Source organism: Aquibacillus sediminis (assembly GCF_005870085.1).
GTDB lineage: Bacteria > Bacillota > Bacilli > Bacillales > Amphibacillaceae > Aquibacillus_E > Aquibacillus_E sediminis.
In genome coordinates, this window is the sequence record NZ_SZNM01000010.1 from 58,673 (window position 1) to 82,419 (window position 23,747).

General features: G+C 38.2%; 21 protein-coding genes and 1 riboswitch. Of the genes, 18 read left to right on the top strand and 3 right to left on the bottom strand.

Annotated features, from left to right (window positions below):
- Positions 1-103: 103 nt before the first annotated feature.
- Together ddlA and FCI53_RS11315 are read left to right on the top strand one after the other, a co-directional pair.
- A complete protein-coding gene (ddlA, locus tag FCI53_RS11310) occupies positions 104-1,213 on the top strand; it encodes a D-alanine--D-alanine ligase (protein ID WP_138418907.1) in 1,110 nt (369 codons plus the stop codon).
- A 98-nt stretch (positions 1,214-1,311) separates the two neighbouring features.
- Entirely contained in the window at positions 1,312-1,509 is a 198-nt protein-coding gene (locus FCI53_RS11315) for an alpha/beta-type small acid-soluble spore protein (RefSeq protein WP_138418909.1), read from the top strand.
- 43 nt (positions 1,510-1,552) lie between these two features.
- Here the strand turns inward: FCI53_RS11315 and FCI53_RS11320 are convergent, their stop codons facing one another.
- Positions 1,553-2,485, bottom strand: coding sequence for a DUF4349 domain-containing protein (locus FCI53_RS11320; RefSeq protein WP_138418911.1), 933 nt, complete (start codon positions 2,483-2,485; stop codon positions 1,553-1,555).
- Between the two features lie 613 nt (positions 2,486-3,098).
- Between FCI53_RS11320 and FCI53_RS11325 the strand changes: the two genes are divergently transcribed.
- The 14 genes from FCI53_RS11325 (at position 3,099) to FCI53_RS11390 (ending at position 19,736) form a co-directional block, all read left to right on the top strand.
- Entirely contained in the window at positions 3,099-4,358 is a 1,260-nt protein-coding gene (locus tag FCI53_RS11325; protein WP_138418913.1) for an argininosuccinate synthase, read from the top strand.
- A complete protein-coding gene (gene argH / locus FCI53_RS11330; protein WP_138418915.1) occupies positions 4,355-5,773 on the top strand; it encodes an argininosuccinate lyase in 1,419 nt (472 codons plus the stop codon). The genes FCI53_RS11325 and argH overlap by 4 nt, the downstream gene beginning before the upstream one ends.
- Positions 5,774-5,900: 127 nt before the next feature.
- Positions 5,901-6,995, top strand: a complete 1,095-nt coding sequence (locus tag FCI53_RS11335) for a carbamoyl phosphate synthase small subunit (protein WP_138418917.1) — start codon at positions 5,901-5,903, stop codon at positions 6,993-6,995.
- Positions 6,988-10,233: a carbamoyl-phosphate synthase (glutamine-hydrolyzing) large subunit gene (locus tag FCI53_RS11340; RefSeq protein ID WP_138418919.1), complete on the top strand. Its 3,246-nt coding sequence runs from the start codon at positions 6,988-6,990 to the stop codon at positions 10,231-10,233. The genes FCI53_RS11335 and FCI53_RS11340 overlap by 8 nt, the downstream gene beginning before the upstream one ends.
- Positions 10,230-11,186, top strand: a complete 957-nt coding sequence (gene argF / locus FCI53_RS11345) for an ornithine carbamoyltransferase (RefSeq protein WP_138418921.1) — start codon at positions 10,230-10,232, stop codon at positions 11,184-11,186. Before FCI53_RS11340 ends, argF begins: the two co-directional genes overlap by 4 nt.
- A gap of 428 nt (positions 11,187-11,614) precedes the next feature.
- The gene (murB, locus tag FCI53_RS11350; protein WP_138418923.1) at positions 11,615-12,532 is read left to right on the top strand and encodes a UDP-N-acetylmuramate dehydrogenase; all 918 of its coding nucleotides are present in this window, start codon (positions 11,615-11,617) and stop codon (positions 12,530-12,532) included.
- Between the two features lie 132 nt (positions 12,533-12,664).
- The gene (locus tag FCI53_RS11355; protein WP_138418925.1) at positions 12,665-13,225 is read left to right on the top strand and encodes a sugar O-acetyltransferase; all 561 of its coding nucleotides are present in this window, start codon (positions 12,665-12,667) and stop codon (positions 13,223-13,225) included.
- A gap of 252 nt (positions 13,226-13,477) precedes the next feature.
- A riboswitch (FMN riboswitch) is annotated at positions 13,478-13,631 on the top strand.
- 109 nt (positions 13,632-13,740) lie between these two features.
- Positions 13,741-14,832, top strand: coding sequence for a bifunctional diaminohydroxyphosphoribosylaminopyrimidine deaminase/5-amino-6-(5-phosphoribosylamino)uracil reductase RibD (ribD, locus tag FCI53_RS11360; RefSeq protein ID WP_138418927.1), 1,092 nt, complete (start codon positions 13,741-13,743; stop codon positions 14,830-14,832).
- Positions 14,832-15,491: a riboflavin synthase gene (gene ribE / locus FCI53_RS11365; RefSeq protein WP_138418929.1), complete on the top strand. Its 660-nt coding sequence runs from the start codon at positions 14,832-14,834 to the stop codon at positions 15,489-15,491. The genes ribD and ribE overlap by 1 nt, the downstream gene beginning before the upstream one ends.
- 14 nt (positions 15,492-15,505) lie before the next feature.
- A complete protein-coding gene (locus FCI53_RS11370) occupies positions 15,506-16,699 on the top strand; it encodes a bifunctional 3,4-dihydroxy-2-butanone-4-phosphate synthase/GTP cyclohydrolase II (protein ID WP_138418931.1) in 1,194 nt (397 codons plus the stop codon).
- Between the two features lie 12 nt (positions 16,700-16,711).
- Complete coding sequence (gene ribH, locus FCI53_RS11375) at positions 16,712-17,179, top strand: 6,7-dimethyl-8-ribityllumazine synthase (RefSeq protein ID WP_138418933.1); 468 nt, start codon at positions 16,712-16,714, stop codon at positions 17,177-17,179.
- Between the two features lie 391 nt (positions 17,180-17,570).
- Positions 17,571-18,263 (top strand): DUF1538 domain-containing protein, encoded by a 693-nt coding sequence (locus tag FCI53_RS11380; protein ID WP_138418935.1) that lies wholly within the window; start codon positions 17,571-17,573, stop codon positions 18,261-18,263.
- Positions 18,260-19,030: a DUF1538 domain-containing protein gene (locus FCI53_RS11385; RefSeq protein ID WP_138418937.1), complete on the top strand. Its 771-nt coding sequence runs from the start codon at positions 18,260-18,262 to the stop codon at positions 19,028-19,030. The genes FCI53_RS11380 and FCI53_RS11385 overlap by 4 nt, the downstream gene beginning before the upstream one ends.
- Entirely contained in the window at positions 18,984-19,736 is a 753-nt protein-coding gene (locus FCI53_RS11390; RefSeq protein WP_138418939.1) for a P-II family nitrogen regulator, read from the top strand. Before FCI53_RS11385 ends, FCI53_RS11390 begins: the two co-directional genes overlap by 47 nt.
- An 836-nt stretch (positions 19,737-20,572) precedes the next feature.
- Here FCI53_RS11390 and trhO read toward each other — a convergent pair.
- Positions 20,573-21,544: an oxygen-dependent tRNA uridine(34) hydroxylase TrhO gene (gene trhO / locus FCI53_RS11395; RefSeq protein WP_138418941.1), complete on the bottom strand. Its 972-nt coding sequence runs from the start codon at positions 21,542-21,544 to the stop codon at positions 20,573-20,575.
- A 648-nt stretch (positions 21,545-22,192) separates the two neighbouring features.
- On the opposite strand from trhO, the gene FCI53_RS11400 reads away from it, so the two are divergent.
- Entirely contained in the window at positions 22,193-22,390 is a 198-nt protein-coding gene (locus FCI53_RS11400; protein ID WP_138418943.1) for a cold shock domain-containing protein, read from the top strand.
- A gap of 79 nt (positions 22,391-22,469) precedes the next feature.
- Positions 22,470-22,769 carry a hypothetical protein gene (locus FCI53_RS11405; protein ID WP_138418945.1) on the top strand — a complete coding sequence of 100 codons (300 nt, stop codon included), beginning with the start codon at positions 22,470-22,472 and terminating at the stop codon, positions 22,767-22,769.
- Positions 22,770-22,771: 2 nt separating this feature from the next.
- Here FCI53_RS11405 and FCI53_RS11410 read toward each other — a convergent pair whose 3' ends face one another.
- Positions 22,772-23,650 carry an NAD(P)-dependent oxidoreductase gene (locus tag FCI53_RS11410; protein WP_138418947.1) on the bottom strand — a complete coding sequence of 293 codons (879 nt, stop codon included), beginning with the start codon at positions 23,648-23,650 and terminating at the stop codon, positions 22,772-22,774.
- Between the last annotated feature and the right edge of the window lie 97 nt (positions 23,651-23,747).

Below are 23,747 nucleotides of genomic sequence, written 5' to 3' on the forward strand. Positions count from 1 at the left end.
AACATATAAGAGACAAAAATACTTGCTTGAAAAATTACTCAAAACAAGCCTTGATATGGTATCTTTATGTAAGACTAAAATTGTCAAAGTGAGGGAAAACTGCATGTCTAAAATTAAAGTTGGTATTATTTTTGGTGGTAAGTCTGCCGAGCATGAAGTTTCGTTACAGTCAGCCAAAAATATTGTAGATGCAATTGATAAAGATAAATATGAAATTACACTGCTAGGAATAGATAAACAAGGAAAATGGCATTTACACGATCCATCATCTTATCTTGTTAATGAAGATGATCCAAAGCGAATTCAGTTGAACAAAACCAATCATCCCGTAGCCATTAGACCTGGAGAGACGACAAATCAACTCGTCTATTTATCTGATGATGGAGAAACAGATAAGTTAGAACTTGACGTTGTTTTTCCAATTGTGCATGGCACGTTAGGAGAAGATGGTAGTGTTCAAGGGATGTTCAGGATTGCAAATATTCCATTTGTTGGTACAGATGTATTAGGTTCAGCAGTTAGTATGGACAAAGACATTGCTAAGCGATTGTTAAAAGAAGCTGGGATCCAAGTAGCGGACTCCGTAACATTTACGGCTGCTAAAATGGATGCCATTAACTATGAACAAGTAAAAAAACAATTAGGTTTACCAATGTTTATTAAGCCAGCCAATCAGGGGTCTTCGGTTGGGGTCAGTAAAGTGAGAAGTAAACAAGAGTTTGAAGGTGCTATAGAAGAAGCTTTCTGTTATGACCACAAACTGTTGATTGAGGAAACGGTGGAAGGTCGTGAAATAGAGTGTGCCGTTCTTGGAAATGAGCATCCAAAAGCATCTTTACCGGGTGAAATTTTGCCGCAAACAGATTTTTATTCATACGAATCCAAGTATATTGATGAAAAAGGTGCCGATCTGGCAATCCCTGCTGAACTAACGGACGAAGTAAGCCAAAACGTCCAACAAGAAGCAGTTCGTGTGTTTGAAACACTCAATTGTGAAGGGATGGCACGGGTAGACTTTTTCTTGAAGGAAAATGGTGAATTAGTCGTTAATGAAGTCAATACCTTACCAGGTTTTACAAAAATCAGCATGTACCCTAAGCTTTGGGAAATAAGCGGAGTTTCATACCCAGAATTAATTAACCAACTGATTGAACTAGCAATTGCCCGTTATAAACGAAATGAAACACTGAAAAATGCAGTTTGGGAAGATTAATTAACAGAAAGTACCGGGTGTATGATGGAAATAAAAACATATAGTAAGTATGAATAGCAAATAGGCTATTCCATCATCCCACAAGGAGTGATTCGGTTATGGCATCTCGTAATAAATTACTAGTGCCTGGTGCAGAACGAGCGATGGACAATATGAAAGAAGAAATCGCAAATGAGTTTGGTGTAAAGCTTGGAGCAGACACCACTGCACGTGCAAACGGATCAGTGGGGGGCGAAATGGTCAAACGAATGATCAAAGTAGCGGAGCAAAGTTTAGAAAATAATAATCAACAGTAATAAAGAAAAGGGTCGGACTATTTGTAGTTCCGACCCTTTTAAGTTATTCTTTCTGTCGTTGTTTTTGTTTTTTATAGATCGAGTACACAATCAGACCTATGATTCCTAACAATAGGATCGTTGGCAAGTTCCCCACTATAAAGACAACAAGAGCGGAACCAGCAGAAAGGAGAAAGTTGATGCTGTTCATAAATTGTTGCTTTGTTTTTTCCCATGTGTTCAAGTCTTCATCATGGACGTTTGGGATGTTTACTCGATTTTCATGAAGGTGAATCGTGACCGTCGCTAAATCTGTTTTATTTTGTAAGTATTGAAGTCTTCCTGTAATCTGTTCAATTTCTTCTTGTACGTCGGCTAAGTCATTAGAGATCTGTAATAAATCCTCTGTTTCTTCGGCTTGTTCCATAAATGTGAGCAATCTTTCTTCGACCACTTGTTTTGATTGTAAACGAGACTCTAAATCAACAAATTCTTCGGTTACATCTTGCCCTGATACATTTTTTTCCATTACCTTCATGCTACCCTCTTCAATGACTTGAATGAATGCATCAAAGTGTTGTTGAGGGATCCGAACCTTCAACATTCCTTCTTGTCGATCATCATCGGCGCCACCATAGGTTGTTGATTCTACCACATAGCCATTGTTATCAGTTACTTGTGATTGAATATCTTGAACGGCTTGCGTATAATCTTCTACCTCAATTTGCAGATTTGCGGTATAAATCACCTTTCGTTCTTGATCTGTTGCCTGCTGCTCTGATTCTGTGCTTTCTATTTGATTAGACCGGGACTGGTCACGATCTGGTGCGTCATCTGTCATACTGACCCTATCATAACTTTCTTCTGTAGCACCATCTGCTGCAGCATTACTATCGTCTGAGATAGCTTCATTAGATTCAGTTGATTCATTGCTACTACAAGCTGTTAATAAAGAGATTATACAAAGACCGACAATGATTAACCATCTTTTATACATAATGTCCCCCACCTTATTCCTTTTCTATATAGTCGTTTTTTGACAACGATCTGTTACAGTAATTTTCAACTTTGTTAATAATAGCTGCAAGTGGTTTAAAAAGCTTCCCGTATAGGATGGAACGAGGAACCGGTTAATCCAACGATGTGGTTCCTGAGTCCGTTATATTGTAAAATCTGCCCATTTTGAGGCGTGAAATAGTTTCTCATTCCGCTATTTGCTATTTTCTACAAGATTTTAACCACTATAGGGCCCAATAGCGTAATCACAAACCGCTTCCCTCTAAATGTGGGGTTATTTTCTTGAATTAGTGGAACGAGGAACCAGTTAATCCAACTTGCGGTTCCTCATTCCATTCCACATTTCGAGGTTCATTCCGCCTTTCCTTCAATTACTTCTGAGATGGTTTTTAAAAACAAACATTCCCCATAAAATTTCACCCAAAAAACAATGAACGATATGCCTAAAACCACATAAGTTATCGTGAGAAAACTTTTTTAAAAAAATGGGACTAAATGGTTGAATTAATATACTTTATAGTGCATAATAATTCATAACATCAAAATAATTAAAAAATTGTATCTAATATAAATATTTTAAGGGGAGATCGCAAATGGGTAAGGAGAAAATCGTTTTAGCGTATTCTGGAGGACTTGATACATCAGTAGCAATTAAGTGGTTACAAGATAAATATAACTATGATGTGATCGCTGTTGGTCTTGATGTAGGAGAAGGGAAAGATCTTGAATTTGTAAAAAATAAAGCATTAGACGTAGGTGCGATTAAATCCTATAGTGTCAATGCAAAAGCATTATTTGCTAATGAATATGTATTACCAGCGTTACAAGCAAATCTTCTATATGAAGGGAAATATCCGTTAGTATCGGCATTATCCCGTCCGTTAATTGCAAAAGTATTGGTTGATATTGCTGAAAAAGAAGGAGCAGTTGCAGTTGCACATGGTTGTACTGGAAAAGGAAATGACCAAGTTCGTTTTGATGTAGCATTTACTGCATTAAATCCAAACTTAAAGATTGTAGCACCTGTTCGTGAATGGAAAATGACAAGAGATGAAGAGATTGCCTATGCAAAAGAACATGGTATTCCAGTACCAGTAAAATTAGATAGTCCATATAGTGTCGACCAAAACTTATGGGGACGTAGTAATGAATGTGGAATTTTAGAGGATCCGTGGGCAGAAGCACCTGCAGATGCCTTTGATCTAACAGTAGATCCTGTAGATGCGCCAGATGAGCCACAAACTGTGTATATTGGTTTTGAACAAGGGAAGCCAGTATCACTTGATGGCGAACACCTACCGTTAGAAGAGTTGATCTTGAAGTTAAATGAAGTTGCTGGAAAACATGGTGTCGGCAGAATTGATCATGTCGAAAATCGTTTAGTTGGGATTAAATCACGTGAGATTTATGAAAGCCCAGCAGCTATTACATTGATTGAGGCGCACCAAGAATTAGAAGCACTCACACTTCCAAGAGAAGTTGCAGCGTTCAAACCAACAATTGAGCAAAAGTTAGCACAAACGATCTATGATGGACTTTGGTATTCTCAATTAACAGATGGCTTAAAAGCATTTATTGAACAAACACAAACTTATGTTTCTGGAACAGTGAAAGTGAAACTATATAAAGGTCACGCACAAGTGGTAGGACGTGAATCAAGTCATTCTCTATATGATTTAGATCTTGCAACATACAACAAAGGGGATGCATTTGATCATGATGCAGCACTAGGTTTTATTAAGTTATGGGGCTTACCAACGCAAGTACATTCTACTGTAAACAAAGTACATGAGGAAAAGGACACATCAATGGAAAAAACAAAAGTTGATGTAAAGGAAGCTGTCAAGCAATGAAACTATGGGGCGGACGTTTTACGAAACCAACTAGTCAATTAATGGATGAATATACGGCATCGATTCAGTTTGATCAAAAACTAGCAAAGTATGATATCCAGGGAAGTCTCGCCCATGTAGAGATGTTAGCAAAGTGTGGCATTATAGCAGAAAGTGATGCCACGACAATTGCAAAGGGATTAGAAGCAGTTGCTGAAAAAATTGAAACAGGTGAAGCGGAGTTAACGGAAGATAATGAAGACATTCATATGAATGTCGAGAAACTATTAATTGATGAAGTCGGTCCTGTCGGTGGAAAGTTACACACTGGCAGGAGCCGAAATGACCAAGTTGCTTTAGATATGCGATTATATCTTCGTGAAGCTTTGGTGATGCTGAGTCAGCTAGTAGTAGATGTACAAAACGCTTTGTATAACCAGGCCAAAAACAACTTAGATACGGTATTGCCTGGCTATACACACCTGCAAAGAGCGCAACCAGTATTGTTTGCCCACCACATGATGGCGTATGTGTTTATGTTTCAACGTGATGTGGAACGATTGGTAGACAGTTTTAAAAGAGTGAATAAATCGCCATTAGGTGCGGGGGCGCTTGCTGGAACGAGTTTTCCAATTGACCGTCAATATGTTGCAGACAAACTAAACTTTGACGGGATTACCGAAAACAGTCTAGATTCCGTAAGTGATCGCGATTTTGTTGTCGAGTTTCTATCTAATGCATCGTTAATCTCTACCCATCTATCACGCCTATGTGAGGAGCTTGTACAATGGTCTAGTGCAGAATTTAATTTTATTGAATTGGATGATGAATTCTGTACGGGCAGTAGCATGATGCCACAAAAGAAAAACCCAGATGTAGCGGAGTTAGTACGAGGAAAAACAGGTCGTGTCTATGGGCATTTAATGGGAATGTTAACGACATTAAAAGGGCTTCCGCTAGCATATAACAAGGATATGCAAGAAGATAAAGAAGGTATGTTTGATACAGTTGAAACATTAAAAGGAGCATTAGCATTATTTGCACCGATGATCGAGTCCATGCATGTCAATAAAGAGACGATGTACCAAGCGGTTGCGAAGGATTACTCAAATGCAACGGATTTAGCGGATTACTTAGTTGGCAAAGATTTGCCGTTTAGAGAAGCGCATGCAGTTGTTGGGCAAGTGGTGCTCTACTGTATACAGCATAATAAATATTTATTAGATCTTGAATTTGAAGAGTTCCAGCAATTTTCTGAGTCTATTGATCGTGACATTTATGATGTGCTTGCACCAGAAGCTGTCGTTAATGCTCGTGATGTTGCAGGTGGAACAGCAAAACAACGGGTGAAGGAACAATTTGAAACTGCAGATCAATTATTGCAACAAAGTTCAAATTGGATCCATGAACATGAAAAGAAGTTAAATGTGAACTAGATAAAATGAATGTAAGAACTAAGTTTCCGATCTTGTGAAGGTTCTTAGTTCTTATTTTTTCCTATATATGCATAATTATTAGTTATTGAGTATAAATATTTGTTTGGGGTTTGGGAGGAATGAAATCATGAAGGAACAAATTGGCTATCTTGTATTAAGTACTGGGGACGTTTTAGAAGGGAAATGGTTAGGATCAGTAAAAGAAGTAGAAGGTGAAATGGTATTTAACACAGCAATGACAGGGTATCAAGAGGTTATGACAGATCCATCGTATGCTGGACAGATTGTTACCATGACCTATCCGCTGATTGGGAATTATGGAATGAATGATATCGACTATGAAAGTATTAAACCTTCTTTAGCTGGTTGGATTATTTCTTCCCCGTGCCATACACCTGAACATTATCAATCGAATCATACGATTGTAGATATTATCGAGAAATACCAAATTCCTACTTTATATGATATTGATACAAGAGCATTAACGAGAATTATTCGTGAGCATGGTGAAGTGTATGGAAAAATAACAACAGATGAAAAAGATATACCCAAAAAGCGAACGGTTGATGCTGATATCGTAAAACAAGTATCCATTTCAAAAATCACCCAATTTAAAGCAAATAAACTGACTGATCAAGTCTATCCACATGTCGTTGTTTTTGATTTTGGTTATAAACACTCGATTACACATTCGTTAATGGAATTAGGTTGCCATGTCACGGTTGTTCCATATGATACATCTTTTGAAACAATAAAGGAGATAGATCCAGACGGAGTTGTATTGTCTAATGGACCAGGGAATCCTGAAGATTTAAATCATATAACAAATACGATTAAGCAAGTAACTGATTATTACCCTACTCTAGGCATTTGCCTTGGCCATCAGCTTGTTGCATTAGCTTATGGTGCACAGACGAAGCGTCTACCTTATGGACATCGCGGGAGTAACCATCCAGTGAAAGATTTAATTACTGGAAAGGTCGTGATTACGTCACAAAACCATGGGTATGTTGTGGATCATGACTCGGTAAATAGCGGGGATTGGACTGTATCCCATATCAATGTCAATGACCGCTCAGTGGAAGGGTTAAAGCATCGTACGAAAAATTTAATGACGGTGCAGTTTCACCCTGAAGCACACCCAGGCCCAATTGACACGTTCAATATTTTTACTACATTTATCAACCAGTTATCAACAAAGGGAGAGAAACAACATGCCTAAATTGCAGCACATAAAAAAAGTACTCGTGATTGGGTCAGGGCCAATTGTGATTGGTCAGGCTGCAGAATTTGATTATGCCGGAACCCAAGCATGTCTAGCACTAAAAGAAGAAGGAATTGAAGTTATACTTGTTAACAATAATCCAGCAACCATTATGACGGATGAAAATATTGCAGATAAGGTTTATATGGAGCCGTTAACTGGTGAGTCTGTAGCTAAAATTATTGAAAAAGAAAAGCCAGATGGATTGTTGCCAACACTAGGAGGTCAAACTGGTTTGAACCTAGCTGTTACATTAACAGATTCTGGTGTATTAGCAAAATACAATGTTGAATTACTTGGTACACCATTAGATACGATCCAAAATGGAGAAGACCGTGAGAAGTTTAAAGCCATGATGAAAGAGATTGATGAGCCAGTTCCAGAAAGTATTTCAACAAGTTCTGTTGATGAAGCTATTCAATTTGGTCAGTCAGTAGGTTTTCCGTTAATTATTCGACCTGCCTACACACTTGGTGGCGCTGGTGGGGGGATTGCCAAAGATGAGGAACAGCTTATAACAGTTGTCAAAAGCGGTATCCATGCTAGTCCGATTAACCAAGTATTGATTGATCAAAGTGTTAAAGGTTGGAAGGAAATAGAATATGAAGTGATGCGAGACGCCAATGATACGTGCATCATCGTATGTAATATGGAGAATTTTGACCCTGTCGGTGTTCACACTGGTGACAGTATCGTTGTCGCTCCATCGCAAACATTAAATGATCGACAATACCAAATGTTACGTTCTGTATCATGTAAGGTTATTCGTGAGCTTGGTGTTGTTGGTGGTTGTAACATTCAATTTGCCTTGAACCCTGAAAGTAATGAGTATGTCATTATTGAAGTAAATCCACGGGTAAGTCGCTCTAGTGCCTTAGCCTCCAAAGCAACGGGTTATCCAATTGCTCGAATCGCGGCTAAATTAGCCCTTGGTTACCACCTTGATGAAGTGTTAAATCCTATTACTGGGGACACGTACGCTAGTTTTGAACCTGCCATCGATTATATTGCATTAAAAATTCCACGCTGGCCATTTGACAAATTTGCTTCAGCGGATCGGTTACTAGGTACGGCGATGAAGGCAACTGGTGAGGTTATGGCATTAGCGAGGAACTTCCCATCCGCACTAAATAAGGCAATTCGCTCGTTAGAAATAGGATTGGAACATCTTGCACTACCAGGACTCGAAGCATATTCTAATCAGGATTTGAATCAACAATTAGTTGAGGCAACCGATGAAAGACTATTCTTTGTTGGCGAGGCTTTAAGACGTGGATATACGGTGGAAGATATTCATGAACTAACAGCGATTAATAAGTATTTTTTAAATGAATTAGATTACATGATTCGGATCGAGCAAGAACTGCAACAAACAGGTTGGGAGCAATTAACAGAAAGCCAGTTGAAAAAAGCAAAAGTGCTTGGTTTATCAAATAATGCATTGTCCGAAATCATGAGTGTTGATGTAAGTGACATTCAAGCTCGTATCAAAGCGTTAAATATTCGACCTTCTTATAAAATGGTTGATACTTGTGCGGCAGAATTTTCTGCAGATACGCCGTACTATTATAGTTCGTGGAATGAATTTGATGAAGTGGAAGCATTAACAGGAAAGAAAAAGGTTGCTGTTCTTGGGTCGGGTCCTATCCGAATTGGGCAAGGTGTCGAATTTGATTACTGTTCCGTTCACGCCGCCATGTCTTTAAATGACCAAGGGATAGATTCCATTGTTATTAATAATAATCCAGAAACGGTTAGTACCGATTTTAACACGGCAGATCACCTTTATTTTGAACCATTAACAGAAGAAGATGTGCTCCATGTTGTCGAAAAAGAAGGAGCAGATGGTGTCCTCGTTCAATTTGGTGGGCAAACAGCAATTAATCTAGCAGATGGATTGCAGGACTCGGGCGTTAAATTGTTTGGTACCTCATTAGCTTCCATTGAAGCAGCAGAGGACCGTGATCAATTTTATCAACTGTTGCAAGGATTAGATATCCCTCATATTCCTGGGGATACTGTGACAGATGTACAGGATGCCAAAGCTGTGGCTAAGCAAATTGGGTATCCAGTATTAATGCGACCATCGTATGTTATTGGTGGTAGAGGGATGGTTGTTGTTCATAATCAGGAACAGTTACTAGAGTATATTGAAGGATTAAAAGCGAATGCACCAGGTAATCGTGTGTTTCCACTACTAATTGATCGATTTATTTCCGGATTTGAGGCTGAAGTCGATGCGATTTGTGATGGAGGCAATGTGATTATCCCTGGCATTTTTCAACATATAGAGCGTGCAGGAGTGCATTCGGGTGACAGTGTTGCAGTATTTCCTGCACCAGATTTAACGGATGTGCAAAAACAGTTAATTGCAAACTATACGCAAAAAATTTCAAAACAAATTGATGCAAAAGGTATTATTAATATCCAATTCGTTATTAGTGAAGATCGAAAAGATATCTATGTGCTAGAAGTGAATCCAAGAGCCTCAAGAACAGTGCCGATTGCAAGCAAGGTTACTGGTGTGCCGATGATCGATTTGGCAACACGAGTACAGATGGGAGAGAGCTTGTCAGAGCAAGGATGGAAGTTAGGCTTACATGAAGAGGTTCCATTCTATGCTGTGAAAATGCCTGTGTTCTCGACAACGAAATTACCTGGTCTTGATCCTGTTCTTGGACCAGAGATGAAATCAACAGGCGAGGCGATTGGTATTGGGTCAACGGTTGAAGCGGCAATTGCCAAAGCGTTTGGCTGGAAAGAAAAGACTTTAAAACCGATCGAAAGTAACGATTCCATCTTTCTTTCTTTATCAGAAACCGATGTTGAAAATAAAGAGTTGCAAGCATTGCTTTCTAATGTGAAAGCGAATATTGTTGTTGATGCTTCGACAGCAACACTATTAAAAGATAGCGGTGTCGAAGTTGCTAGTGTTATAGAAATGGATGAGGCGATCGATCAGTGTCTAGGAAATAAATTTAAGTTTGTGTGTAGCACAAAACGGACTGGGAATATGGATGGTCATGTAAAGTTGCGAGAAAGTGCGATTAAGTTAGACCTGTTATGTATGAGTTCAGTAGAGACACTTGTCGCTTATTTAAAGGCAACAAACCAAGACCAAGAGGAACCTGTTTCCATCAACGAATATATGCAGGCTGGCAAGAATCTTAATACAAAGGAGCGTGTGTTACGATGACAGTGAATACAGAATCGATTACTATCAAACAGCAATTAAAAGGTCGTGATTTTTTAACATTAGCGGACTATTCAGCAGATGAGATCGCTTATTTATTAGAACTGGCTGCTCAATTAAAAGAACAACGTAAACAAGGGAACCCTGAACAACCGTTACAAGGCAAAACTTTAGGTATGATTTTTGAGAAGTCCTCTACCCGTACACGCGTCTCCTTTGAATCAGGTGTTTATCAGTTAGGTGGAACAGGATTATTCTTAAGTACATCTGATATTCAGTTAGGCAGAGGGGAACCGATTTCTGATACTGCTCAAGTATTGTCAGGCTATCTTGATGGGATTATGATCCGTACTTTTTCACAGTCTGAGGTAGAAGAGTTAGCAAAATATGCAAGCATACCAGTCATTAATGGTTTAACAGACTCCTATCACCCTTGTCAGGTACTAGCAGATATGCAAACGATTATCGAATTAAAAGGGACATTACAAGGGGTTAAAGTTGCATATATTGGGGATGGAAACAACATGGCTCACTCCTTAATGATTGGTGCGGCTAAAATGGGGATGGATATTCGTATTGCTGCACCAGCAGGCTATCAGCCAGACCCAGCGATCACCGAACAAGCAAAATCATTTGCTAGTGGAAATAACATTGTGGTCACAGAATCCCCAGTGGAAGCAGTGAAAGATGCCGACATCGTTTATACGGATGTTTGGGCTAGTATGGGGCAAGAAAGTGAACAACAACAACGGGAAAAAGCATTTGCAGGTTTTCAAGTGAACACGGATTTACTTGCTTATGCAAAACCGGATGTCAGCTTTCTGCACTGTCTACCTGCACATAGAGGAGAAGAAGTGACTGCTGAAGTAATTGATGGAGAACAATCAGCTGTTTTCCAAGAGGCAGAGAACCGCCTACATGCGCAAAAGGCTTTAATGACTGCGTTAATGGGGTAACGTTCAAAAGTTAATCGTGAAACTAGCTAAAATAACGGAATGAGGGACCAGTTGAAGGTGTGAGCTGGTTCCTCATTCCGTTATTCTCTTTTTTAGGGTTGTTTTGCCGACTAAGCGGATGCTTTTGCGCGAAATAGAGGAATAGATGTCCGCTTTAAGGTGGGAGGAGGATATTTATTCGTTAAATAGCCAAAAAAGGAAAAAATAAGTATTGAGCGGATATCTGTTTTATTACAATATCGGAATAAGATAAGAAAATGAGTTAAAATATGAACCATTAGCTAACTCTATTTCATTTCAATAAACGAATGGGAACACCGAAACAACACCCTACATATTTATAACCGAGGGCTAAATTTAATTGATGTAAGGCTCATCCAACTGCTATAATTTGATTGGTATGAAGTAAACTGTAGAGGATGATCGAAGTGGTTACGAACCATGATTTATATAATAAGTTACTCGATGTTACTGCGGAAGAAAATGTGATGGTAGACGAACCATTAAAAAAACATACGTATACTCGATTGGGTGGTAATGCTGATTTTTTTGTTACCCCAGCTAATAGGCGAGAGGTGCAAGAAGTAATTAAGCTAGCTAATCAAGAACTAGTGCCATTTACTTTGCTTGGGAATGGTTCCAACTTAATTGTGAAAGATGGCGGTATTCGTGGAATTGTTATGAGTTTGAAGCGATTTACTACGATTAAAAGAGAAGGCAATAGTATTATTGCTGAAAGTGGTGCAAGGATTATTGACGCTTCTAGAAAGGCGTTAGATGAACAACTAACAGGTCTTGAATTTGCCTGTGGTATACCTGGTACTGTAGGTGGAGCGTTATTTATGAATGCAGGAGCCTATGGTGGCGAAGTGAAAGATTGTTTGCGTGACACTGTTGTTGCTACTCGAGAAGGTGAATTATTAACACTTACTGCTGACCAACTAGATTTAGATTATCGAACGAGTAACATTCCTGAAAAAGGTTATATTGTGTTGGAAGCTCGTTTTGATTTACAGCCAGGAAATTATGAGGAAATAAAAGCAGTCATGGATGATCTAACACATAAAAGAGAGTCAAAACAACCATTAGAATATCCTTCTTGTGGAAGTGTATTCAAACGACCACCAGGTTACTTTGCTGGAAAGTTAATACAAGATAGTGAGTTGCAAGGTAAAGGGGTTGGTGGAGCAGAAGTATCCACGAAGCACGCCGGTTTTATTGTAAATAAAGACAATGCGACTGCTTCTGACTATATATCTGTGATTGAAATGGTACAGAAAACAGTGAAAGAAAAGTTTGGAGTCGAATTAGAGCGAGAAGTGAAAATATTAGGTGAAGATCTATAACAGTAATAGAGTGTGAGTCAGTTTCTCTTGCGTAGTAAGAACAGAATAATAGTTATCGCGAAGACGGATGGGAGGTAAATAACCTCCCACTAAAATAAAGGTAACGGTACATATTCGGAAAGTAGGCTGGAAATGAAAACAGAAAAAGAAAAAATGTTGGCAGGAAATATGTATGACCCTGAAGATCCGGTATTAGTAAACGATCGTAAGGAAGCAAGACGAAAGGTTAGGATTTACAATCAAACATTAGAAACAGAAGGAGAAAAACGTTCCCTATTATTAAAAGAATTACTAGGTTCAACTGGAGAAAATGTATCCATGGAGCCTAATATAAGATTTGATTATGGCTACAATACATATGTTGGAGAGAACTTCTATGCAAACTTTGACTGTACCATATTAGATGTTGGTGAAGTAAGAATTGGCGATAATTGTATGCTGGCACCAGGTGTACAAATCTATACGGCAACACATCCTCTTCATCCAACTGAACGTAACTCTGGTAAAGAATATGCAAAACCAATTACGATTGGTAATAACGTATGGATTGGAGGAAATGCAATCGTAAACCCTGGTGTAACAGTAGGAAACAATGTTGTTATTGCTTCAGGTGCTGTCGTTACGAAAGATGTACCAAATAACGTTGTCGTTGGTGGTAATCCAGCTCAAGTGATTAAGCAAATTGATAACTAGGACTGCTGCAAATAGTGTATATGGAGGAATGGTATATACATAAACGACAGTCGTTTATTTAATAACGATGTAAGTGAATAAGATAGCTTTTTTCTTAAAATCTTGCTACACATATGAACGTGATAGCAACAACATATACAAAATGAGTAAGGAATAAGTTTTTTGGTTTAAATGTTCAATAATTCACAAATAATTCAAGTTTTTTTCATGCATTTTAATTAAAAAGATGTTATAGTATAAGTAATTGAATAGGAATTCCTTTGGGGCAGGGTGTAATTCCCGACCGACGGTGATGGGTGTACGTGAAGAACCCTCAGTCCGTGACCCGGAACACAGTCAATGTGTGAAGGTGGATTTGGTGAGAAACCAAAACCGACAGTTAAAGTCTGGATGGGAAAAGGAAAAAGACGCGTACTATGTACGTTTATTTAGCCGTATGTATAAGCCCCAGGTCTATCTGCCTGGGGCTTTCTTGCTTCTCTTTCCAAAATAAGTTGGAAAGGTTGTGGGAAGAAATGACAAAGGAAGAATATATGGATTTAGCTTTGTCTGTAGCGGAGAGTACCATTGGCCAAACGAGTCCTAATCCATCAGTCGGAGCTGTTGTGGTGAAGGATGGTAGGATCATCGGAATTGGATCACATCTCCAAGCAGGTAAGGAGCATGCAGAAGTTCACGCGCTAACACAGGCTGGTGATCAAGCAGAAGGTGCTGATATTTACGTGACATTAGAACCTTGTGCACATCATGGAAAAACGCCACCGTGTGCAGACTTGATCATTGAGCAAAACTTGAAAAAGGTTTATATTGCTTGTTTGGACCCAAACCCTGAGGTTGCAGGAAAAGGTGTTGAAAAGTTACAACAAGCAGGAATTGAAGTTGAAATTGGCCTAAGAGAAGCAAGAGCATTAGCGCTGAATCGAAATTTTTTCCATTTCATGAATACCCAAAGACCGTATGTAACATTAAAGGCAGCGATGACGTTAGACGGTAAGACTGCTACGTCCACTGGTGATAGCCGTTGGGTAACATCAGAACAAGCACGTCTTGACGTCCACAAGCAACGCCATATTCACGATGCTATCTTAGTTGGTATAAATACGGTCAAACATGATAATCCCCATCTTACCACCAGGTTGCCCCAAGGTGGAAAGAATCCCATTCGAATTATATTAGATACTAAACTACAAATAGATCACGATGCCAATGTGCTAAACCACGATGCGGAAACATGGATCATTTGTGGTGTTGATGCAAAAACGGGCACATTTCAGGAATTATTCCCGCATGTGAAGGTAATCCAATTAAGTACAACATCGATTGAGTTGGATAATGTATTACACATCTTAGGTGAGCAAGAGGTTCAATCGCTTTACGTGGAGGGCGGGAGTACAGTCCATGCATCCTTCATAGCAAATAATCTGTTTGATGAATGCCATTGGTACATTGCACCAAAATTACTTGGCGGTCATAATGCCATTCAGACAGTAGGTGGTTCATCACCAGAGTGGATGAAAGATGCAGCATCCTTAACATTCACATCGGTGGAACAATTAGGTCCTGATATAAAACTGATCGCACAACCGATGAAGGAGGATGGCGAATAATGTTTACAGGTATCGTAGAAGAAAAAGGGAAAATTAAACAAATTAAGCGAAACAAAAGTTCCTTAACATTGATGATTGAAGCGAAGACCGTTACTTCTGATGTAAATATAGGAGATAGTATTTCAGTCAATGGTGTTTGTCTTACAGTAACCTCTTATAGTGACGGGTGGTTCACCGTTGATGTGATTCCAGAAACGTATAGAGGTACCTCATTAGCAAATACGGAAATCGGCTCTGAAGTGAATTTAGAACGAGCGATGAGTGCAGGCGGAAGATTTGGTGGCCATTTTGTTTCAGGCCATGTTGATGTTATAGGTAAGATAGAAAATATTTGGACAGAGGATAACGCAAAGTATATCCACATTTCGATTGACCAAGACGGACTCCATTATATCGCATTAAAAGGGTCGATTACGGTTGATGGTACGTCATTAACGGTTTTTGGTTTAAAAGAAAACGGCTTTATCATTTCTTTAATACCAGAAACACAATCAGCAACGATTCTAGGTCAGAAGCAACAAGGCGATATTGTCAATGTTGAATATGACATGTTAGCTAAATACATGGAACGTATGTTAACTGTTCAACATAACTCAAAGCAAACTAATGAGCGTTCGGTAACAAAAAGTAAGTTAGAACAATATGGTTTTATAGATTAGAGGGGGGCATCATTATGTTTGAAACAATTGAAAATGCCATTAAAGCTTTACAAGAAGGAAAAATGGTCATTGTAGTTGACGATGAGGATCGTGAAAATGAAGGTGATTTCGTCATGTTGGCAGAACATGCGACGCCAGAAGCAATTAACTTTATGGCTACAGAAGGTCGCGGCTTAATTTGTACACCAATGGCCCCTTCTCTAGCTCAAAAGTTTGAATTAAATGCGATGGTTACGAACAATACGGATGCGCATGGTACAGCTTTTACGGTTAGTATTGATCATAAATCGACACATACTGGTATTAGTGCCTATGAACGTGCATTAACAATTCAAAAGCTTCTAGACAAAGAAACAGTAGCAATGGATTTTAAACGACCAGGACACGTATTTCCTTTGGTTGCAAAAGAAGCAGGAGTGTTAGAAAGACCAGGTCATACTGAAGCATCTGTAGATTTAGCGAAATTAGCCGGAGCTGAACCGGCAGGGGTTATTTGTGAAATTATGAATGCGGATGGAACGATGGCACGCCTGCCACAGTTAGAACAAATGGCAGAAAAGCATGATATGATGCTCATCACGATAAAAGACCTCATTGCTTATCGCAAGAAACACGATAAATTAGTAGAAAAAGAAGTGGAAATCAATTTACCTACAGAGTATGGACAATTCAAACTTGCGGCATATACGGAGGAATTTACTGGCAAAGAGCATTTAGCTTTATATAAAGGTGAGTTCAATCACGACGATCCCGTGTTAGTTCGCATTCATTCAGAGTGTTTGACTGGTGATGTATTTGGATCACATCGATGTGATTGTGGTCCGCAATTAGAACAAGCGTTAAAAGAGATTGAAGAGGCCGGCGAAGGTGTACTAGTTTATATGAGACAAGAAGGTAGAGGGATTGGCTTATTAAATAAACTAAAAGCCTATAAGCTTCAAGAACAAGGGTTTGATACGGTTGAAGCGAACCACCAACTTGGATTTGAGGATGATTTACGTGATTATGCAGTTAGTGCGCAAATATTAAAAGATTTAGGGATTAAAAAATTACAACTATTAACAAATAATCCACGTAAGCTAGCGAGTATGAGTGATTATGGATTAGAAGTAGTTGAAAGAAAATCAATTCAAATACCGGCGAACAAAAGTAATGAAGTATATCTAAAAACAAAAGTAGCAAAATTAAATCATTTACTTAAATTTTAGGGGGAATAAGCGATGTCAACAATATTTGAAGGAAATTTAGTAGGTACAGGGTTGAAAATAGGTATTGTAGTTGGAAGATTTAATGAATTTATTACAAGTAAATTGTTAGCAGGAGCGGAAGATACACTTCGTAGGCATGGTGTGAAAGAGGAAGATGTAGCGGTTGCTTGGGTACCAGGAGCTTATGAAATTCCATTAGTAGCGAAGAAAATGGCGGCTTCTGGTAAGTACGATGCAGTCATTACGTTAGGTACCGTTATTCGCGGTTCGACACCGCATTTTGATTATGTATGTAGTGAAGTATCCAAAGGTGTGTCCAATGTATCGATGCAAGAGAACCTACCAGTAATTTTTGGTGTTATTACAACGGAGACAATCGAGCAAGCTATTGAACGTGCAGGGACAAAAGCAGGCAATAAAGGTGCTGAAGCAGCAGTGTCTGCAGTTGAAATGGCAAATCTTATGAAGGAACTTTCTTAATTAGTCTGCTAAAAAGTAGTTAAATTAACGCGATCAAGAAATAAAAACACTCAAAGTTGAGTGTTTTTATTTTACATAATAATCTTCCATACAAGCCTCAAATAACATTTGCTTAATTCTGCATTACTCTCTCATTCAAATCTTAACCTTAATCCAACTACAAATGATATACTAATAATATGGTAAAAAACTTCTTCATATGAATCGCTTAGCATAGGGTAGTAATAATGCTTTTAAAAGTTTAACCCTAATAGGAAAAGTGTGAAGCCATTAACTGTGTTTTGTTTTTTCTGAATTTTCCCTCCTTTATTCATTACTACCTATATCTGTTAAAAGAAATGTCACCTCTCTGTCTATAAAAGTTCGAAATAAGAGTTTTAGGGGGTTTTGAATGGATAATATAAAAGAAACGATTTTAGAAGTAATTTTATCTGTTTTACCTATTACGTTAGTTGTCACAATCTTGCAATTCACGCTAATTTGGCTCCCAATAGAAACATTTTATCAGTTTTTAGTGGGGGTGGTCATGGTATGCATTGGCTTAATCTTATTTTTACTTGGTGTTCATGTTGGTTTATCACCAGTTGGGGAAATGATTGGTTCTGCATTGTCAAAAACTAAAAAAGCTTGGCTGATCGTCTTTTTTGGTTTTTTACTAGGTCTTGTTGCAACAGTAGCAGAACCTGATGTGAGAGTGTTAACAGGCCAAATCGGTCAAGTATCAAATGGAGAAATTCCGAGTAGTGTGTTAATTCTTGCGGTAGCTTTAGGGGTTGGGATATTCGTAGGACTAGCTATGATTCGGATTATCTTTAATTTCAGTATTGTTTATTTATTAACAATAGGGTATGGTGCGATCTTTTTGTTAGCTGCTTATACTCCATCAACATTTGTTCCGATTTCCTTTGATGCTGGCGGTGTGACAACAGGGCCATTAACGGTACCTTTTATTTTAGCCTTAGGTGTAGGGGTGGCTTCTGTTTTGAGAGGTAAATCTGCCTCAAAGGATGGCTTTGGACTAGTGGCACTTGCATCCATAGGCCCGATTCTTTCCGTGCTCATTTTAGGGGTGATTTATGGATGAATATACAAGTGTTTGAAGGATTTGGCTCTGTGTTAGCAGAGGTTGCATTTGCGCTTACGCCTTTAATTATCTTTTTCTTGCTATTCCAATTCTTATTTCTGCGTTTGCCAATAAGAAGACTGAAAGATATAGGTGTAGGGTTCTTCTTAACGTTTTTAGGTTTATCCTTTTTTCTACAAGGAGTACATGTAGGATTTATGCCAATAGGGGAATTAATGGGTCAGAAATTAGGCTCGATAACGAACCAGTGGCTTTTAATTCCGATTGGGTTCATTCTAGGCTTTTTTGCTACCTACGCAGAGCCCGCGGTTGCAGTTTTGAATCGACAAGTTGAAAAGGTTTCAGGTGGGTATATTCCTCAAAAAGTTCTTCTTTATACACTTTCTATCGGAGTGGGCATATCAATAGCATTATCAATGGTTAGAATTATATTTGGTTTTTCCTTATGGTATTTCATTTTACCGGGCTACTTAGTTGCTTTAATTATGGTAAAATATTCATCGAAAACATTTACAGCAATAGCCTTTGATTCTGGTGGTGTGTCTACTGGACCTATGACAGCTACCTTTATTTTGGCAATGTTTGTTGGTATTGCTTCAGTGACGGACGGACGTGATCCTCTTTTAGATGGGTTTGGAATGGTGGCGCTAGTAGCTTTGGCTCCAATACTATCCGTATTAACACTGGGAATACTATTCGGTAGAAAGGAGAAGAGCCAAGATGTCAAATCTAATCAAGGGACAAAAGTTAATAGTTACGATCGTTAGACGAGAGAAAGCAAAAAAAGTGATAAAGGCATCAAAAGCTGCTGGTGCACGTGGTGGCACAACATTGATCGGAAATGGCTATCGCCTTAATGATAAAAAAAGATTCCTAGGTATTCCATTGGAGCGCGAAAGAGAAGTGATTTTAACACTTGTCCCAACAAGTAGGATTTCAGAAGTAATGAATGCGATTACAGATGCAGTAAAGTTAAATGAACCAAGACAAGGAATTGGTTTCATTATCGATACGAAACAGGTTACAGGGATATGTCATATGCTTGGATTAGAGGAAGAAGTTGAAGAGAATGAATATGGAGGTGACAACCAACCAATGACAGAGCAAAACGTCTTGTATGATTTAATCGTTACAATTGTAAATAAAGGTGATTCGGAAGATGTAGTTGATGCGACTAGAAAAGCAGGAGCAGAAGGTGGCACCATCCTAACTGGTCGTGGGACGGGAATACACGAAAAGGCGAAGTTATTTAATATTTTAATTGAGCCTGAAAAAGAAGTGGTGCTGACACTTATTAGTCGGGATAAAACAAGTGATGTCTTAGATGCTATAAATGAGGATGCGGAGTTAAAGAAACCAGGCAAAGGAATTGCGTTTGTATTAGAAGTTGAGAAAACGGTTGGTATTAATCACCTCTTTAATCAAATGGTTAATGAAAAGTATAAAAAGTATAAAAATGATGGCACCTTATAAATATTTCAGCGTAACGGATACAAACCCTTCACCTAAAGTAGCTGTTTAGGTGGGGTTTTTTTGTGTTAGCAATGGTGGATGGTTCAATATAGAAAAAATCCGGTGCTAAAGGCTTGTCAATCACTATGTAAGATTTCGCAAATTATTTAGCGAAGTGAAATGAAAGAGCCCATATTCCATCAATAATTAGAAATATCAACCAAAAGGTGTGAAAATGAATATCGATAACTAAAATTACTTGAGCAATGATAAATAAACCACAGTGTAAATAAAACTTATTACGTAAAACGCTGGGATAGTTTGAAATGAATTCATATTGTACAGTGATCGACCTTGTGTAGCTGCGATTACTTTTCCATTTAGCCACTTTCAATTGGATGTAGTGGTCTAACCGTACCATATCGATGGGGCCTCGTATGATTGCATAGATATATAAACCTAAAATAACCATCTGAAATAATGAAACATGTCCTGTATGAACGAAATCTAGACAGGCTAGAGGGATATTAAGGAATTGGTTAACAATAGATATGTACAAAAAGAACAGTTGCCCTCTTGAATGGAACCAGTATCGTAACAGTAAAAAAATACAAAATGTTAACCAAAAAACAATCTCGGAGGATATTAATAGGTGCCATTTATATTCCATAATAAAGCTGACCATAGCATTCACCTTTTCTATTTACTCGTACCATTAGGTATATGGTCAAGCTTTCTGTAAAATAACAGTAAATGTTAAAAAATTGAACTGGTACGTAGCCAAAGTGCTTGTTCTTACATTAAAAAAAGTCTGCCTCCAATATAGGGAGGGCAGACTTTTAGGTGAAATTCTAGTGTTATTTGGCTGTTACGCCGTCTTCTTCTTCAATTCTTTTTAGTCTTTCGTCAATTTCTTCTTGTGTTAATTCTTGTTCTTTTACATACATATTTCTTGGGTGTACACGACATTCGTAAGTACATCCGCGCATATATTTATGTTCATTTTCTTCTGAGCAAAGAATTTGTTTATTACATTCAGGGTTGGCACAGTTTACATAGCGTTCACATGGTTGTCCATCGAAATAATCTTCCCCAACGACAACATGTTCTTTTTGGTTAACGGGTACAGCAATTCGCTCATCAAATACGTAAAGCTGTCCATCCCAAAGTTCACCTTGTACTTCTGGGTCTTTCCCATAAGTTGTAATTCCACCGTGTAATTGACCGACATCGTCGAAGCCTTTTTCCTTTAACCAGCCTGAGAATTTCTCACAACGAATACCACCAGTACAGTAGGTTAACACTCGCTTACCTTCTAATTTATCTTTGTTTTCTTCGACCCATTCAGGCAATTCGCGGAATGCTTCAATATCAGGGCGAATCGCACCTCGGAAATGGCCTAAATCATATTCGTAATCATTTCTTGCATCCAATACAACTGTGTCCTCATCTTGCATTGCTTCGTAAAATTCTTTCGGAGACAAGTACTGACCTGTTGTTTGATTTGGATTAATATCATCTTCTAAGCGAAGGGTAACAAGCTCAGGGCGTGGACGTACATGCATTTTCTTGAACGCATGACCATCATGCTCATCCACTTTAAATACCATGTCTTTAAATAAAGGGTTGTTGTGCATCGTTTCCATGTACTTGTTTGTTTGTTCGACAGTTCCGGATACTGTGCCGTTAATACCTTCTGTTGCTACTAAAATACGACCTTTCAACCCTAGCTCTTTACAAAAATCTAAATGCTCTGCAGCAAAGGTCTCAGGGTCTTCAATTGTCACATAATTGTAGTACAATAATACTTGATACTTTTCATTTTCCATTTTTATTACCACCTATCAATTCATATTTGCAAGATATAAATGTGTCTAGGTTGGATGTTGATGAACATTGTCTCTTGCAAACATACATTTTATCAAAAAAAGTATAAAAAGTTAAATGGAAATATTTATTTGGTAATCATTTACTAAGGCTGTTTTCCAAAAGTTGTTGTTTTGTCGCAATACATATAAACTCCGACGTAACTTTAGTATTTATCTTATATTGGAAATTACCCGTTGGACGTGCACGATTTAACTCGTTTTCGTCTATATCTGAGGCGAAATCGCATACAAATGTGCACGTTTCTTAAATTTTCGTGTACATTAGGTGTGATTTTCAAGCTAAATGTGTACAATTAACTCATTTTCGTTTATATCCGTGGCGAAAACTCATGTAAATGTGCACGTTTCTTAAAATTTTGTTTGAATTTTCGTCGGACTTTCTAACAACTACGGAGAAAAAAGCAACAAACCATACAAAAGGGACCTTTGCTAAATACTTGCGTTTTCCATAAATTAATAGTAGAGTGAAGGTGCAAATTCAATTGAAACGTGAATATTTCTTTACGATCTCTGAACAATAAGTGGTGTAAAGTAATAGGGATTTCACTTCAATTACTTTTGTACTTTATTGTAAGGAGGTCATTTTAAATGACAGGAAAAGTAAAATGGTTTAATGCAGACAAAGGTTTCGGTTTCATCGAACGCGAAGATGGAGACGATGTATTCGTACACTTCTCAGCGATTCAAGCAGAAGGTTTCAAAACACTTGATGAAGGTCAAGAAGTTGAATTTGAAATCGTTGAAGGTGACCGTGGACCACAAGCTGCAAACGTTGTGCGTTTGTAATTATATATACTAATCCTAAACAAGGGTGTACTCAATGGGTACGCCCTTTTTTATATAACAGATTAAGGGAGGGCATAAGATGAGTCAAAAAGAAGTGGAACAAAAAATTATTGAAAGGTACCAGCAAGATGAAAACATGATGATTCTAGTGTTTGCTCAGTGGTGTGTCAACAATGATTTAGATCCAGAAACACTATATGTACAAGCATATCCAGATCAAAAAGAAAACCTTGCCTTGAAAAAAGTGCTGGAATTAACTGTCCCTAAAAATGAATCAGAACATATCCCAGCACAAACGGTTTTGAACGTACTACAATTTTTTGGTAATGATGATTTAGCTTATATGGTTACCAAGGAAATCGAAAAAATGAAACGTTAGTTTTAACTAAATAGTTTAATCAATGCTTGCGTACCGCTATTTTCTTCGCCTTCTTCTGCTAACTTTTTATACAGTGATAAGGATAATTCAAGACCTGGTGTCGTTAATCCCATTTGTTGGGCAGCCTCTAAGGCAATCGTCATATCTTTAATAAAATGTTTTACATAAAAGCCAGGATCGTAATCGTTGTTAATCATGCGTGGTGCCAATTTACTTAATGAAAAGCTTCCAGCTGCTCCAGTTGTTATACTATCTAACACTCGATTAGGATCTAGTCCTGCTTTCTGTGCATAGGCAATAGCTTCACAGACCCCAATCATATTAGTTGCAATGGCAATTTGATTACACATCTTTGTGTGCTGGCCAGCACCTGCTTCTCCTTGTAAGATGATGTTTTCCCCCATCACTTCGAAGATTGGCAACAGATCATTAAAGGCCTGCTCGTCACCTCCAACCATGATGGCAAGTTTGCCACTTTTGGCACCAATATCTCCACCAGAAACTGGTGCGTCTAATGCATGGATGTTTTTGTTTTTGGCTTCTTCACTAATTTTTTTTGCTAGTAGTGGACTGGATGTTGTCATATCAATGACGTATGAACCGGGTTTGGCATGATTTAGTATGCCACCTTCTCCCATGTACACTTCTTCTACATCACTAGGATAACCGACAATGGATAGAATCACTCCTGTTTGGCTAGCTAATTGTGCGATCGTTTCTTGCCAAGTCGCACCTAGATCAAGCAATTCTTGAGCCTTCGATTTTGTTCGAGTATAGACGTGCACATCATAACCTTGTTGGATTAAGTTCCGTGCCATACTTTTTCCCATTACACCTGTTCCAATGAAACCTATCGGAGTTTGCTTCGTTAGTTGACTCAATTCAATCCCCCATCTCTTTAGCAATTTATTCCTAAACTAAGGATATCAAAACGTCTCACTATTAACCAGTTATGCAAATGTGTAAAATAACAATAAA